Raw genomic sequence first — 15,037 nt, forward strand, 5'->3', positions numbered from 1 at the left:
GTGACGGGGTACAATGGCGCGAACACATAAGGACATGACTCAAACCCTTCTCGATGAAACGCCAGAATCCTTATCTCGACACACACTTCTGCTTCGATCACCCGGGTCCCCTGGACCAGGCCGGCGTATTCGACGACAGCGCTCGTCAGGTTATCGGTTCTGCCATCGGCCACTACCGCGCACGGACCGTTCGGCCAGACCTGCAGTATTTCGACTGTGACTTGCAGTTCCCCGAGCCGCTGAAGATCCACAAGGTATTGCCCGACAGTGTGTGCATCGTGCAGGTGCTCGGCGGCCAGTGGCAGCATCGGGTCGACGGTGTGCTCAATGAATACACCACGGGCGCAGTCCATGTGCTGGGCCTGAGTGAGAGCATGGAAACCGTCGATCAACTGCCCGCCGGCAGTCATGCGCGCATGGCCGGGCTACGCATCGCAGGCGATTATTTGCGCGAGCTGGCCGAAGAAGACTCGGCGCTCCAGCCGTTACTCAGCCTGCTCAATGACGGCGTTCAGTTTTCGGGACTGCACGGCTGCCCGGCACTGGGGCGTTTGCTGGAGCGGATATATCACTCTCCATACCAAGGCGCCTTGGAGCGCCTTAATCAGGAAAGCCTGAGCCTGGCAGCGCTGGTGGAGCTGGCGGCCCATCTCGCCCCTCAACCTGCCAGGCCAATACCTGCGGTACGCGGTCATTCAGACCTGGCCCATGAAGCGCGGTTTCAACTGGATGCCAACCTGATCGACCCTCCCGGCACTCAAGCGCTGGCCCGTAGCCTGGGTGTGGGGGAAACCACGCTGCGCCGGGCGTTCAGTCAAATCTACGGCCAGTCGATGCTGGATTATGTGCGCCAGCAACGCATGGAGCTTGCGCGCAATCTGCTTCGTCAGCGCAAGTGGCAGGTGGCGCAGATCGCCTACCGCCTGGGCTATGCCAATCCCGCTAACTTCAACCATGCCTACAAGGCCTACTTTGGTCACCCGCCAGGTGCCGAACGCTAGAGAGCAAAGCCATGAATAAACCCCTTCCGGCCATTAGCTATCCCAACTCCCGCCCCAAAAACGGCGCAGTCCGGCTCCCCTTACTCTTCGCCACCTTCTGCGGCGTCCCGCTCACCACCACCTTCCCGCCTCTGTCCCCAGCCCCCGGCCCGATATCAATCACCCAATCACTCTGCGCCACCACGCGCATTTCATGCTCCACCACAATCACCGTGTGCCCCGCCTCCACCAGATGATTCAACTGGCTCAACAACCGATCCACATCCCGCGGATGCAGCCCGGTCGTCGGTTCATCCAGCACATACAACGTCGCGCCCCGGGCATTGCGTTGCAGCTCGGTCGCCAGCTTGATGCGCTGCGCCTCCCCGCCTGACAACTCGGTCGCCGGCTGGCCAAGGCGCAAATAACCCAAGCCAATATCCCGCAGCACTTGCAGCGAGCGCAGCACACCCGGCTCTTCGGCAAATACCTCTACCGCCTGTTCAACCGTCAGCCCCAGCACCTGGGCGATGGTCAGCCCTTCCCACTTGATTGCTAACGTTTCCGGGTTGTACCGCGCCCCGTGGCACGTCGGGCATGGCGCGTACACGCTGGGCATGAACAGCAATTCAACGCTGACAAACCCCTCGCCTTCGCAGTTCGGGCAGCGGCCTTTGGCGACGTTGAAAGAAAATTGCCCGGCGTCGAAATGGCGCTTTTTCGCCGCGGGTGTGGCGGCGAACAGTTTGCGTACGTTGTCGAACAGGCCGGTGTAGGTCGCGAGGTTGGAGCGCGGTGTGCGGCCAATGGGTTTCTGGTCCACCTGGACCAGGCGGCGGATGTGTTCCAGCCCGCCGCTGATACGGCCGCCGCTGGTTTGCGGGGCGTCGTCTTCGAGGCTGGGTTCGTCTTCGGTTTCCACCACGCGGCCCAGGCCTGCGCCTACCAGTTCCAACAGCGCCTGGCTGACGAGGCTGGATTTGCCCGAGCCGGAAATGCCGGTGACGGCGGTGAAGCAGCCCAGGGGAAAGTCCACGCTGAGGTCGTTGAGGTTGTTGCGCGTGACGCCTTCCAGGCTCAGCCAGCCGGTGGGTTGGCGCGGTGGTTGGCTGACGGGGCGCTTTTCGGCGAACAGGTATTCGCGGGTTTGCGAGGCTTCAATCTGTGCGAGGCCGGCGGGTGGGCCGCTGTACAGGACTTGGCCGCCGTGTTCACCGGCAGCCGGGCCGACGTCGATCAGCCAGTCGGCGCGGCGCATGGTTTCCAGGTCGTGTTCCACCACGAACAGTGAGTTGCCGGCGGCCTTCAGGCGGTCGAGGGCGGCGAACAGGGCTTCGCCATCGGCAGGGTGCAGGCCGGCGGAGGGTTCGTCGAGTACGTAGATCACGCCGAACAACTGCGAACCCAGTTGGGTGGCCAGGCGCAGGCGTTGCAGTTCGCCGGAGGACAGGGTCGGTGTGCTGCGTTCCAGGGCCAGGTAGCCCAGGCCGAGGTCGGTCAGGGTGCTGACGCGTTCGAGCAGGTCCTGGGCGATGCGTTGGGCGGCCAGGCGTTTTTCCACGGAGAGCTTTTTATCGCCCTGCCCTTCAGCCACCGGGCGCAGCAGTTCGGCAAGTTGCAGCAAGGACATTTGCGACAGCTCGCCAATGTCCACGCCGGCAAATTTCACCGACAGCGCGGCCTTGTTCAGGCGTTTGCCTTCGCACAGCGGGCATGGGCTGCCTTGCATGAACTGCGACACGCGCTTTTTCATCAGGGCGCTTTGGGAGTGGGTGAAGGTGTGCAGGATGTAGCGGCGGGCGCCGGTGAAGGTGCCCTGGTAGCTGGGCTCAAGTTTGCGTTTGAGGGCGTCGCGGGTTTGGGCCGGTGTGAAGCCGGCGTACACCGGTACGGTGGGGGTTTCTTCGGTGAAGAGGATCCAGTCGCGCTGCTTTTTTGGCAGGTCGCGCCACGGGATGTCAACGTCGTAGCCCAGGGTGACGAGGATGTCGCGCTGGTTCTGGCCTTGCCATGCCAGTGGCCAGGACGCCACGGCGCGTTGGCGGATGGTGAGGGAAGGATCGGGCACCATCAGGGCTTCGGTCACTTCGTACACGCGGCCCAGGCCGTGGCATTGCGGGCAGGCGCCCTGGGGCAGGTTGGGGGAAAAGTCTTCGGCGTACAGCATCGGTTGCCCCGCCGGGTAACTGCCGGCGCGGGAGTAGAGCATGCGGATCAGGCTGGACAAGGTGGTGACGCTGCCCACTGATGAACGTGTGCTGGGTGTACCGCGCTGTTGTTGCAGGGCCACGGCGGGCGGCAGGCCTTCGATGGCGTCGACGTCCGGTACGCCGACCTGGTCGATCAGGCGGCGGGCGTAGGGCGCCACGGATTCGAAGTAGCGGCGCTGGGCTTCGGCGTAGACGGTGGAGAATGCCAGCGAGGACTTGCCGGAGCCTGACACGCCGGTGAACACCACCAGGGCGTCGCGGGGGATGTCCACGTCGACGTTGCGCAGGTTGTGTTCCCGTGCACCCCGCACCCGCACGAAGCCAGGGCGTTGGGAGGTGAGTGAGGTGTCTGGTGGCAGGTTGCGCTGGGAAGTCATGGGTAACCTTATCGGTGTGTTCAAGGCAGTGAAGATCAACTGTGGGAGCCGGGCTTGCCCACGATGACGGTGTGCCAGTTACCGGATGGGGTGCCTGACACTCCGCCATCGCGGGCAAGCCCGGCTCCCACAGTGGCTTGGTGTTACTGGCTGGATCTTCATTCGTCACATCATTCGGGAGGTCAGTACCGAGCGCACCCGTTGCGCCAAGTCATCCGGGCCATAGGGTTTGCTCAGCAGGTGAATGTCGTTGCCCAGCAGGTGGTTGCTGGAAAGAATGTCGCGGGTATGTCCGGAGGTAAACAGCACCGCTATCGCCGGCACTTGCCTGCGCGCCCACTCGGCCAGGTCGGTGCTTTTGACCCGGCCCGGCATCACCACGTCGGTGAAGATCAGGTCCGGTTGCAGGCCGGCCTGGAGCATCAGCATGGCCCGGTCGCCGTCTTCGGCGGTGAGCACGGTGTAGCCGGATTGTTCGAGCAATTCCACCGCGGCCGCGCGTACGCCTTCGTTGTCCTCAACCACCAGGATGGTCTCATGGCCGCCGGTGGGTTGTGTGAGCTCGACGGGCGCATCGTGGTTTTCCGGCTCTCCCAAATTGCGCGGGAAATACATTTGCACCACGGTGCCGCTGCCCTCCACGCTCTCGACCTCAACATGCCCGCCACTTTGGCGCACGAACCCGAACACCATGCTCAGGCCCAGGCCGGTACCGTGGCCATTCGGCTTGGTGGTGAAAAACGGTTCGAAGGCCCGTGCCAGGATCGTCGCTGACATGCCGGCGCCGCTGTCGGCGACGGCCAGGCGCACGTATTCACCGGGGTTGATGCTTTTACCGGCGCAATCCGGAGGGTTGAGAATGATGTTTTCGCCGGTGATCCGAATCACCCCCTCGCCTTTCATGGCATCCCGGGCGTTGATCGCCAGGTTGAGCAGTGCGTTTTCCAGTTGGTTGCGGTCGACGTTAATGCACCACGGATCCTGGGGCAGTTGCACATCAATGTGGATGGTTTCTCCCAACGCCCGCTGCAGCAGCTCGCCCAGGCCTTCATAGATGCGCAGCGGGTTGTACACCGCAGGTGACAGCGGCTGGCGACGGGCGAAGGCCAGCAGTTGCGAGGTCAGTTTGGCCCCACGTTCCACTGCCGCGATGGCGGCGCTGACGCGGCGCTGCACCTGGGGGTTGTCCGGTTCATGCCGGGCCAGCAGGTGCAGGTTGCCGGCGACCACTTGCAGCAGGTTATTGAAGTCGTGGGCCACGCCGCCGGTCAGGCCGCCAATGGCTTCCAGCTTCTGTGATTGGCGCAACTGTTCTTCGGCGGCGGAACGGGCTTGCACCTCCGCGGCCACGCGCTGCTCCAGGTTGTGGGTGAGTTCCTGGCGCAGGCGCTCGGAGATCATATGTTCGGTGGTCTCCACCACAATCGCCAGGACCCCGGCCGGTCGTTGGTCGTCACCGGCCACGGGGCTGTAATACAGGTCCATCCAGACTTCTTCCGGGCGGCCGTCGCGCAACAGTTCCAGGGGCAGGTTGCGGTAGGACAAGGTGCCGCCAGCCAGGCAGGTGTCGACCACATTGCGGTTGAAGTCGGCGACTTCCGGCCAGCCCAGTTCCACCGGCGCACCCAGCAGATAAGGGTGGCGACCGCCGGCAAATACCGAATAGCTGTCGTTGTAGATCATGTAACCGGCGTGCCCCCACAGCATCACCATGGGCATGGGCGATGCCAGCATCATCTGCACGGCGCTGGTCAGGCTGGAGGGCCAGGCATTCATCGGGCCGAGGTCGGTGGTGGACCAATCGAAAGCACGAATCCTCTGGGCCATTTCCCCAGCCCAACCCTCACAGCCGTGGGTATTGGATAAAAACTGCATCGGTCGGCTCTGCAAAAGATAAAAGGTGGGCGGCGATGAAAACTTTGAGCCCGGCAGTGGCGGTTGGTTTCATCGCATATTGCTTATGCCGGCAGGAAGGAGCAAGGGCCGGCTCAGCGAAAGTCCCGGCTGCGCACACTGATGCCCGACAGCAACGGGGTCAGGTCGGTCAAGCGCCCGGCGATCAGGTGCCGAACCTCGCCCACCGCCTCCCAGCGGCCATCCACCTTGAGCAACCGCGAGCCCACCAGCGCCTGGCGTTGGCGCTCGGCCAAATCGCGCCAGACCACCACATTGATATTGCCGAACTCATCTTCCAGGGTAACGAAGGTAACGCCGCTGGCCGTGCCAGGACGTTGTCGACCGGTGACCAGGCCGGCGACGCTGACGTTGCGGCCATGCTCAACCTGCAGCAATTCCCTGGAACTGCGGCAACGCCGCGCGCGCAGTTCATCGCGCAACAGCGCCAACGGGTGTGGGCCCAGGGTGGTGCCGACGCTGGCGTAGTCGGCATACAAATCTTCGCCGACTGTCGGTTGCGGCAGCTCCACCACCGCCTCTTCCGGGCTGGCGATACCGGCAAACAGGCCCAGTTGTTTCTGCACCCCGGCCACCTCCCAACGCGCCCGGTGCCGATGCCCGGCCAGGCCGCGCAAGGCACCGGCATCCGCCAGCAGTTCCTGGGCGCGAGTGTCCAATTGGGCACGCTCGCCCAAGTCGGCAATATCAAAAAACGCCCGGGCCTGGCGCGCCGTTTCGATACGCCGGCCGTCCTCTTCGCGAAACCCGGAGATCATGCGCAAGCCCATGCGAATCGCCGGTTGCTGGCCTTCGATCGGCTCAAGGCTGCAATCCCAGTCACTGGCCTGCACATCCACCGGGCGGATCTGCAAATGATGGCGACGGGCGTCCTGCAGGATCTGGTCGGGGCTGTAGAAACCCATGGGCCAGCTGTTGATCAGGGCGCAGGCGAACGCTGCCGGTTCATGGCATTTGAGCCAGCAACTGGCATAGGTCAGCAAGGCGAAACTGGCGGCGTGGGACTCGGGAAAACCGTAGCTGCCAAAGCCCTTGATCTGCTCGAAGATCTGCGCGGCGAAGGCTTCGCTGTAGCCGTTTCTCAGCATGCCGGTGCGCAGGCGTTGCTGATGGGGTTCGAGGCCGCCGTGGCGTTTCCAGGCGGCCATGGAACGGCGCAGTTGGTCGGCTTCGCCGGGTGTGTAATCGGCGGCGACCATAGCGATCTGCATGACCTGTTCCTGGAACAGCGGGATGCCCAGGGTGCGTTCCAGTACGGACTTGAGTTCCGGCGACGGGTAGGTGGTTTCTTCCTCCTTGTTCCGCCGCCGCAGGTACGGATGCACCATGCCACCCTGGATGGGCCCCGGCCGCACGATGGCGACCTCAATGACCAGGTCGTAGAATTTTTCCGGTCGCAGGCGGGGCAACATCGACATCTGCGCCCGCGACTCAATCTGGAACACGCCGATAGTGTCGGCCTTGCTGATCATCGCGTAGGTTGCCGCATCTTCCTTGGGCACCGAAGCCAGGCTCAGGTCCCGGTTGCGATGGCGGCGCAGCAGGTCGAAGCAGCGGCGAATCGCACTGAGCATGCCCAGCGCGAGGATGTCCACCTTGAGCAGGCCCACGGCGTCGAGGTCGTCCTTGTCCCACTGGATGATGGTGCGCTCGGCCATGGCGGCATTTTCCACCGGCACCAGGGTGTCCAGCGGGTGTTCGGAAATCACGAAACCGCCGGGGTGCTGGGACAGGTGCCGGGGGAAGCCGATCAGTTGTTGGGTCAAGGTCAGCACCCGGCGCAGCACCGGGCTGTCGGGGTCGAAACCACCTTCGCGCAAGCGTTCCAGGGGCGGTGCTTCGTCGCTCCAGCGCCCACAACAGTCGGCCAGGGCGTTGACCTGATCCGGCGGCAACCCGAGGGCCTTGGCCACGTCGCGCACCGCGCCGGCGCCGTGGTAGCTGCTGACCACCGCCGTCAACGCGGCGCGGGTGCGCCCGTAGCGCTGGAAGACGTATTGCAGCACTTCTTCACGGCGTTCGTGCTCGAAGTCCACGTCGATGTCCGGCGGCTCGTTGCGTTCGCGGGACAGGAAGCGCTCGAACAACATGCTCGTCAGGCTCGGGTCGATCTCGGTAATGCCCAGGGCAAAACACACCGCCGAGTTGGCCGCCGAGCCACGGCCCTGGCACAGGATCGAACGGCTGCGGGCGAAGCGCACAATGTCGTGTACGGTGAGGAAATAGCTTTCGTAGCCGAGGTCGCTGATCAGTTCCAGTTCGTTATTGATCTGCTGGAGGGTCTTGGCGTCGACCCCTTTCGGCCAACGCTGGGCGATGCCTTGCTCGGTCAAGCTGCGTAACCAGGATTTTGCATCCTGGCCTTCAGGTACCAACTCCCTGGGGTATTGATAGCGCAATTGGCCGAGGTCAAAGGTGCAACGCCGGGCAATGTTCAGGGACTCTTCCAGCAAGTGCGCCGGGTACAGCGCGGCCAATGCATCGAGGCTGCGCAAGTGCCGTTCACCATTGGGATGCAGGCGCGCGCCGGCTTCGGCCACCGGGACGTGGTGACGGATTGCGGTCATGGTGTCTTGCAACGCACGGCGACCGCGCACATGCATATGCACATCGCCGCAGGCCACCGCCGGCAGGTGCAGGCTGGCGGCCAGGTTCAGGCGTTGCTCAAGGTGACGGGCATCGTTCTGGCCGCAATGCAGTTCCACCGCCAGCCACAGGCGATCGGTGAAGGTGCTGCGCAGCCATTGGATATGGGCCTGGGTATCGGTGTCTTCGACCATCCATAACGCGAGCAAGCCGTGTACCGCGGTGAAGTCTTCCTGCAGCAAGCGGTAGTGACCTTTTTCCGCACGGCGACGGGCGATGGTGATCAGCCGGCACAGGTGTTGATAGCCTTCCAGGTTCTCCACCAGCAGCACCAGCTTGGGGCCGTTTTCCAGGCGCATCTCGCTGCCGATAATCAGCGGCAACCCGACTTCCTTGGCCGCCTGCCAGGCACGGACGATGCCCGACAAGGTGCATTCATCGGTGATGGCCAGCGCCTCGTAACCCTGCTGCCTGGCCCGTTCAAACAGCTCGCGGGCACTGGAGGCGCCCCGCTGGAAACTGAAGTTGGACAGGCAGTGCAGCTCCGCGTACTTCATGCAAACCAGCCTTGCAGCCACAGCGTGCCGCTTTCGCCCACGGTGCGGTAAGCCCAGCCCTGCTGGCCGGCGCGGGTGCGCACCAGGTAGTAATCGCGGCGCACATCGGCACCATCCCACCAGCCGGACTCGATGCGTTCCGGGCCCATCAGGATGTGTAGACCTTGCTCGGCCAGAGGCGTCGGTTCATGCAGCAACCAGCCCGGGCGTTGCACGTTATTTGAGGGGGTGCACGGGCGAGTGTCAGCACCGGCTTGCCAGGCGCATTCGGGGCGGTGGTCGGCGTGAAAGCGCAGGCCTTGCACCGCTTCGTCCCCCAGCCGCGCCCGCAGGCGTTCGCGCAGTTGTTCCCACGGCAGGGTTTGTTGCGGGCGCTCGTCGAACAGGTCCTGGCGCTGGGGCACAAACACCGGCAGGTCCTCGGCCACCAGGCGAAAGCCGCGCACCGGCGAGGTGACTTGCACTTGCTCCAGGCGCCCACGGGCCAGTTCGAACAGCATCGCTGCGTCACGCTCGGCGCTGAGCAGGCCGACCTTGATCACGCTGTCGGGCTCGGCCGCGTGCTCCAGGTGCAGGTCAAAACGCTGCACGCCACTGTCGCGACCACACAGGAACGCCGACAGATCGCCAGTCAAACGGCGCAAGGGAAACAGCAAGGCCTGGTGGGACAACACATCAAAATTCAGCTCGATGCGCACATCAAACCGGTCCGGCGGCTGGTAGAACGCCAGCGCCAGGGGCCGTTGGCCGCACAGTGCATCGAGGTGCTTGAGCAGCGCAGCGTCGAAGCGCCGGGCCAGGGTATGCCGAGGCAACGCCTGCACCTGGGCCAGGGTGCGCAAGCCCATGCGCGACAATGCGGTGGCGGCTTGCGGGTCGAGGCCGGCGCGGTCGATGGGGATCGGTGCCAGGGCGTGTTGCAGGTATTGCTCATCGGCCACGGCCAGGCCGTCGTAGGCATTCGCCAATATCCGCGCCGCCGCCGGGTTCGGCGCGGCGACGATGCGATGACGAAACCCCAGTTCGGTCAGCTCCTTGCGCAAGCGTGCTTCGAGCAACGGCCAGGGCCCGAACAGGCCCAGGCTCGACTCGATCTCGAACAGCAACGCCCGTGGGTAGAACACGCTGACCTGGGAGCTGAAACGGTAGGCCCAGGCGGCGAGAAACTGCTGCCAGTATTCGATCTGCGCCGGGTCGTATTCGGCGCAGGCGAACGCCTTGGTCAAGGCATGGGCCGCCGTCAGCGACTGGCCGGGGCGCAGGCCGAGTTTGCGCGCGGCGTCATTGACGGTTTGCAGCACCCGCCGCTGCGGCGTGCCGGCCAGCAGGGCCAACGGCTGGTCCGGTTCGGGGCGCGAACGCAGCACCCCGTCCAGCGCCAATTGCGGGAACACAATACACACCCAGCGCATGCCAACCTCAGTGCCCAAGCGCAATGGGCGCGGGATGGGCCAGGCCACCCCGGCACTTGAGCACCCGCACCTGCGCCGGGCTGGCCTCAACCGCCAGGCGCAACGCGGCCGGTGACGGGTTGATGGCCTCGCTCAAGGAGCGCCAGGCGAAGGCCAGGGTCTGGCCGGTTTCCGCCGCCACCTGCAAGCGGCGCAAGGCGCGGTCATCGGCCTTGCGCGGCCAGCACAGCACCGCGCCACAGCTGCCGGAACGCAGGCATTGCTCCACTGCCCACAAGGCATCGCGTTCATCGGCCTGGATCACTGACAGCTGGCGCACATCCACCCCGGCGTTTTGCCAGGCGTGGGGGTACGGCGTGTAGGGCGGCGCCACCAGCACGATGCGCTCACCGGCCGCCGCCAACCGTGCCAGGGTCGGCCACACCAGCTGCAACTCGCCCACGCCCTCCTTCGCCATCAGGATTTCGCTCAACGCCGCTTCCGGCCAGCCACCGCTGGGCAGCACCGCATCCAGGGCCGCAAGCCCGGTGGGATGGACGCTGGCCGGCGGCGCGGCGGGCCGGCCTTTCCAGACCCGGCCGCCATTGAACAGCGAGTCCAGTGCAACGACGGCGCCCATCAGCCTTGCCTCACCAGGCCGCAGAACACCCCTTCGATGGCCAGGTCCTGATCGGGCCGCACCACGATGGGTTGATAGGCGGGGTTGCGCGGCAGCAGGCGCACGCGCTCGCCCACGTGTTCGAAACGTTTGATGGTGACTTCACCGTCCAGGCGTGCCACCACGATCTGCCCGTTCAAGGCCTCGGCACTGCGGCGTACGCCTACCAGGTCGCCATCGAGGATGCCGTCTTCGATCATCGAGTCGCCCTGCACCCGCAGCAGGTAATCCGGGGTTTTCGCGAACATGCCCGGGTCGAGCAATAGACGGTTGTGCACTTCGGCATCGGCGCCAATGGGCAAACCGGCGGCCACCCGGCCGAGCACCGGAATATCCAGCAGCTCCGGCCGCGCCGGTTGATTGAGCAGGCGGATGCCGCGCGCCTGGTTGGGGTTGACCTCGATAAAGCCGCCCTCGGTCAGCGCCAGCACATGCTTGCGCGCCACGCTGCGGGAGGCAAAGCCGAACGCCTCGGCGATCTCGGCGAGGCTGGGGGACTGGCCTTGCTGCGCGATACGGTCGCGGATAAAGGTCAGGATGGCGGTACGGCGGGGCGTTAGATTCTTCATGGAGTACATTTGTACTCCTGTGGGAATTTTCTGGCAATATCCGTCAGTCGCTTCCCTGGCAACCGCCGGAAAAGTACCCGCCAAGTTGACGAACGGTCTTTCGAATGTTCAGATGCCGGCCTGTTTCAGGTGCCTCATGCCGCCGTGCATGGGGTGAAACGGGAAACCGGTGCCGCTCTTTTCGAGCCAGTCCGGTGCTGCCCCCGCAACGGTAGACGCGTGACCCCTTCGACACACCACTGTGGCCTGCGCGCCATGGGAAGGTGAAGGTGTCCATACGCGTGAGCCCGGAGACCGGCCTGGAATTCTGTTTGGCAAAATCCTGCGGTGGGCGGGCATGGGCCGGTATTGGCGTGTGCTCGGTGCCTACTCGTGCGTGCTTTTCGCGAAAGATACTTTTCCGAGAAGACTATGATTCGACCTTACAATACGTCCGTGCCCAGCCTGCTGCTCGGCTGCCTGTTCAGCCCCCTGCTGCTGGCCGACGACCCTCCCCTTGAGCTCAAGCAGCAGATCATTTCCGCACCGTCGGTGGAATCCACTACCGTGGCCGACATGGCCCAGTACGGCAGCAAGGTCGAGATCGTCACCCGCGAACAGATCGAACGCGCCGGCCCCGCCGCCGATGTGTCGCGCGTGATGCAGATGTTCATCCCCGGCCTGTACGTGGCCCCCAAGAACGGTCCGTTCGACTACGGCACCTATTCCCTGCTGGGCGGGCGCAACGATGACACGTTGATCCTGCTGGACGGCGTGCGCCTGAACAACCGCCTGTACGGCGGCCTGTACCTGGACACCCTGCCCGCCAACGCCATCGAGCGCATCGAAGTGCTCAAGGGTGGCCAGAGCCTGCTGTTCGGCACCCAGGCGGTGTCGGGAGTGATCAACATCGTCACCCGCAGCCCGCAAACCCGCGAGGCGTCCGGCGAGGTGAACCTGGGTGCCGACACCTTCGGCGGCACCACCGGCGACGCCCGGGTCGAGAAGATTTTCAATAACGGATTTGGCGACCTCGGCTTGCTGGCCTACGTCAGCCGCAACGCCTCCGAGGGCTACCAGCCGTTTCGCAACCGCGACATGAAAAACGTCAGCGACAAGAAACGCTCCTACGAAGTCACCACCTTCGGCACCAAGGCGATCCAGTCGTTTGGCGATGACACGCGCCTTGAGCTGTTTTACCAGTACGCCGACGCCAACCTCGATTTCGCCCGCCCGGTGGACAACCACAAGACCACCAACGACCGCGTGCAACAGATCGCCACGGCCACCTTCGAGCAAACCCTCAACGAGCGCCTGAGCTACTTCGTCAAAGGCCATATCAACGATTGGGACACGCGCTATACCCGCATCAACAATATCGAAGGCGGCGGCACCCGGGTCATCAACCACAACGACTACTGGGGCTTCACCGACTGGGGCGTGCAGGCCGAAGGCAAGGCCGTGCTGCCCGGCGAGCACGTGCTGGTATTCGGGTCCGATAACCAGTGGTTCAAGGGCCAGGACGATGTATTGATCATCGACGACAACAAGGCCCAGGCCCACGCGCTGTACACCCAACTGCGCCCGACTATCGAAGCCCTGCCGAACTGGCACCCGAGCATCGGCGTACGCCACGAAGCCATGAGCGGCGGCGACAGCGCCACCGTCGGCATGCTCACTTCGCTCTACGACCTCAACGACAACTGGGCCCTGCGCGGCCAATACGGCACTGCCTACAAACTGCCGAATGCCGAGCAACTGTTCGTCAACGAAGACGATGAAAAAGGCAACCGCAACCTCAAGCCGGAGAAGAGCCGCAACGCCGAACTGGGCGTCGACTACAAGGGCAGCCTGCTGGCCCGGGACTTCAGCGCCAGCGTCACGCTGTTCAAACGCAAGATCACCGACCTGATCACCCTGGACGATATCCAGTGGGTCAACGGCCAGGGGCAGATCCAGATGCGTGGTTTCGAGGCCGACGCCAAGCTGCAGCTCAATGAACAATGGAGCGTGCAGGCCGACATGACCCGCAACCTCACCGAGTCCCGTGCGGGTGTCACCATCAACGATATCCCGGGCTTCTTCGCCCGCTCGCGGGTCGGCTATGAATCGGCGGACCGCCTGTGGGGCGCCGGCACCGCCGTGCGTTACATCGGCGATATCGTCAGCTCGAAAAAGGTCGAATACGGCAACTACACCGTGGTGGATGCCGACGCCTATCGCTACCTCGACAACGCCCACCAACACCGCGTGAGCCTGCTGGTAGAGAACCTGTTCGACCGCGACTACGTCACCAGCCGCGCCAGCAACGTCGACAACCTCGGGCGGCCGTTCACCTCCGAAGTACGCTACACGTATCGCTTCTGATGAGTACGCCCGTGGAAACTCATCCGGACTGGTCCCACGTGCCTGACCACGCCCGTCACGTGTTCCTGTGCACCGGCCCGCGCTGTACGCAGCGTGGCGCGTTGCAACTGTGGAAAACCCTGCGCCGCCACCTGCTGCAACACGACTGCATCGAAAAGCCTGGCGGCGTGCTGCTGACACGCACCCACTGCCAGTTCCCGTGCAACCTGGGCCCGATTGTGACGGTGTACCCGGACACGTGCTGGTACGGTGTGCACAGCAACGCAGATGTGCAACGGCTGGTGGAAGTGCACCTGGTGGGCGGCGAAGTCGTCGAGGATTTGCTGATCAAGGAGCGCCCATGAAAGCCTCGTGGTTGCTGTTGGGCGCCCTGCTCTGCCCATCGTTGGCCCTGGCGGACCGTTATCGCAACTGCAACCAGGACTGGACGGCCACCCACTCACCGCCCTCGCGCATCGTGGCCCTCAACCAGCATGCGGCCGACCTGTTATTGGCGCTGGATGTCGGTACGGCATTGGTGGGCGTGGCGTATCTGGATGACAACGGTGTGGCCCACCGACACGGCGAGTATTTCGGCGTGCCGGTGATTGCGTCCAAGTACCCGTCCAGCGAAGTGCTCTATGCGCAGACACCGGATCTGGTGGTCGGTGGATTCGCTACTGCCTTTGGCACTGGTGTCACCTCCCGCACAGGGTTGGCAGGCAACGGAGTTGGGTCGTATTTGCTGGAGTCGGCGTGCGACGGTCATTCGCTGGATTACTTCGGGCATATTCGCAACGACCTGTTTACCCTCGGCGCCCTGGTGCACAAACAGCAACGGGCGCGGGCGTTGAGCGATGCCATGGACGCCGACCTGGCCAGTGCCCAGGCCCTGGTGGGCGAAGGTAAACCGATGTCGGTGTTCTACCTGGACAGTGAGGTCAACGGGCTGGACAGCGAAGGCCGGCGTGGGTTCGTCACCACGTTGGTGGCGGCCGCTGGTGCGCGCAATTTATTCGCCGGGATCAACCAATACCGCGTCACCGTGAGCAGCGAAACCCTGCTGATGAGTGACCCGGATGTGATCTTGCTGGCGGATGCGCTGTGGTCACCGGCCAGCCGCAAACGTCAGTTGCTGACCACCGACCCAGTGCTGTCGCGTTTGCGGGCGGTGCGGGAGAATCGGATGATCGATATTCCGTTTACCCATTTGGTGCCCACCGCGAATAGCGGCCGAGTCGTGTTGGAGTTGGCGAGGCAATTCAAACAACTGGCTGAATAATTCACGAGCGAAGCGCCTGACCAATTTACTCAGTCCATGCCACCGACCAAAGTTGTGAAACGCTGTAGGTTTCCAATGCTGAGCGCTTCGTACTTTTAATCGCCTCCAGCTCCTGGCCTGACAGATCAGGGTGATAGAGCTCGCACTTGGTGGCCGAGATATCACTC

General features: G+C 63.9%; 10 protein-coding genes and 1 riboswitch. Of the genes, 4 read left to right on the forward strand and 6 right to left on the reverse strand.

Translation table 11 applies throughout. The features are described from left to right. Positions 1-53 precede the first annotated feature (53 nt). Positions 54-1,001, forward strand: coding sequence for an AraC family transcriptional regulator (locus tag ACIOMR_RS12520; protein WP_087694703.1), 948 nt, complete (start codon positions 54-56; stop codon positions 999-1,001). Positions 1,002-1,038: 37 nt separating this feature from the next. Here ACIOMR_RS12520 and uvrA read toward each other — a convergent pair whose 3' ends face one another. The 6 genes from uvrA to lexA all read right to left on the reverse strand — a co-directional run bounded on the left by uvrA (position 1,039) and on the right by lexA (position 11,272). Next, entirely contained in the window at positions 1,039-3,567 is a 2,529-nt protein-coding gene (uvrA, locus tag ACIOMR_RS12525) for an excinuclease ABC subunit UvrA (protein ID WP_401194386.1), read from the reverse strand. Positions 3,568-3,732: 165 nt separating this feature from the next. Continuing rightward, positions 3,733-5,442, reverse strand: a complete 1,710-nt coding sequence (locus tag ACIOMR_RS12530) for an ATP-binding protein (protein WP_087694705.1) — start codon at positions 5,440-5,442, stop codon at positions 3,733-3,735. Positions 5,443-5,555: 113 nt separating this feature from the next. Then, positions 5,556-8,645, reverse strand: a complete 3,090-nt coding sequence (locus ACIOMR_RS12535) for an error-prone DNA polymerase (protein ID WP_401194390.1) — start codon at positions 8,643-8,645, stop codon at positions 5,556-5,558. After that, entirely contained in the window at positions 8,621-10,036 is a 1,416-nt protein-coding gene (locus tag ACIOMR_RS12540; protein ID WP_401194393.1) for a Y-family DNA polymerase, read from the reverse strand. Before ACIOMR_RS12540 ends, ACIOMR_RS12535 begins: the two co-directional genes overlap by 25 nt. Positions 10,037-10,043: 7 nt before the next feature. Further along, on the reverse strand, positions 10,044-10,655 hold the full coding sequence (gene imuA, locus ACIOMR_RS12545; protein ID WP_087694708.1) for a translesion DNA synthesis-associated protein ImuA: 612 nt from the start codon (positions 10,653-10,655) through the stop codon (positions 10,044-10,046). After that, positions 10,655-11,272, reverse strand: coding sequence for a transcriptional repressor LexA (gene lexA / locus ACIOMR_RS12550; protein WP_003210482.1), 618 nt, complete (start codon positions 11,270-11,272; stop codon positions 10,655-10,657). The genes imuA and lexA overlap by 1 nt, the downstream gene beginning before the upstream one ends. A 101-nt stretch (positions 11,273-11,373) precedes the next feature. Continuing rightward, positions 11,374-11,581, forward strand: a riboswitch (cobalamin riboswitch). 93 nt (positions 11,582-11,674) lie between these two features. On the opposite strand from lexA, the gene ACIOMR_RS12555 reads away from it, so the two are divergent. From ACIOMR_RS12555 to ACIOMR_RS12565, 3 genes are read left to right on the forward strand one after another with little or no spacing between them, the layout of a single operon-like run. Next, positions 11,675-13,609: a TonB-dependent receptor plug domain-containing protein gene (locus ACIOMR_RS12555; protein WP_401194398.1), complete on the forward strand. Its 1,935-nt coding sequence runs from the start codon at positions 11,675-11,677 to the stop codon at positions 13,607-13,609. A gap of 11 nt (positions 13,610-13,620) precedes the next feature. Next, the gene (locus tag ACIOMR_RS12560; RefSeq protein WP_003210478.1) at positions 13,621-13,953 is read left to right on the forward strand and encodes a ferredoxin; all 333 of its coding nucleotides are present in this window, start codon (positions 13,621-13,623) and stop codon (positions 13,951-13,953) included. Continuing rightward, positions 13,950-14,870 (forward strand): ABC transporter substrate-binding protein, encoded by a 921-nt coding sequence (locus ACIOMR_RS12565; RefSeq protein ID WP_401194401.1) that lies wholly within the window; start codon positions 13,950-13,952, stop codon positions 14,868-14,870. The genes ACIOMR_RS12560 and ACIOMR_RS12565 overlap by 4 nt, the downstream gene beginning before the upstream one ends. Positions 14,871-15,037 lie beyond the last annotated feature (167 nt).

It is taken from the genome of Pseudomonas sp. NPDC087814 (assembly GCF_044742865.1).
Taxonomy (GTDB): Bacteria; Pseudomonadota; Gammaproteobacteria; order Pseudomonadales; family Pseudomonadaceae; genus Aquipseudomonas.

Bases quoted from the DNA above. Each gene is read 5' to 3' on its own strand.
- ACIOMR_RS12520 (WP_087694703.1), top strand. From the start codon at position 54: ATGAAACGCCAGAATCCTTATCTCGACACACACTTCTGCTTCGATCAC.
- uvrA (WP_401194386.1), bottom strand. From the start codon at position 3,567: ATGACTTCCCAGCGCAACCTGCCACCAGACACCTCACTCACCTCCCAA.
- ACIOMR_RS12530 (WP_087694705.1), bottom strand. From the start codon at position 5,442: ATGCAGTTTTTATCCAATACCCACGGCTGTGAGGGTTGGGCTGGGGAA.
- ACIOMR_RS12540 (WP_401194393.1), bottom strand. From the start codon at position 10,036: ATGCGCTGGGTGTGTATTGTGTTCCCGCAATTGGCGCTGGACGGGGTG.
- imuA (WP_087694708.1), bottom strand. From the start codon at position 10,655: ATGGGCGCCGTCGTTGCACTGGACTCGCTGTTCAATGGCGGCCGGGTC.
- lexA (WP_003210482.1), bottom strand. From the start codon at position 11,272: ATGTACTCCATGAAGAATCTAACGCCCCGCCGTACCGCCATCCTGACC.
- ACIOMR_RS12555 (WP_401194398.1), top strand. From the start codon at position 11,675: ATGATTCGACCTTACAATACGTCCGTGCCCAGCCTGCTGCTCGGCTGC.
- ACIOMR_RS12565 (WP_401194401.1), top strand. From the start codon at position 13,950: ATGAAAGCCTCGTGGTTGCTGTTGGGCGCCCTGCTCTGCCCATCGTTG.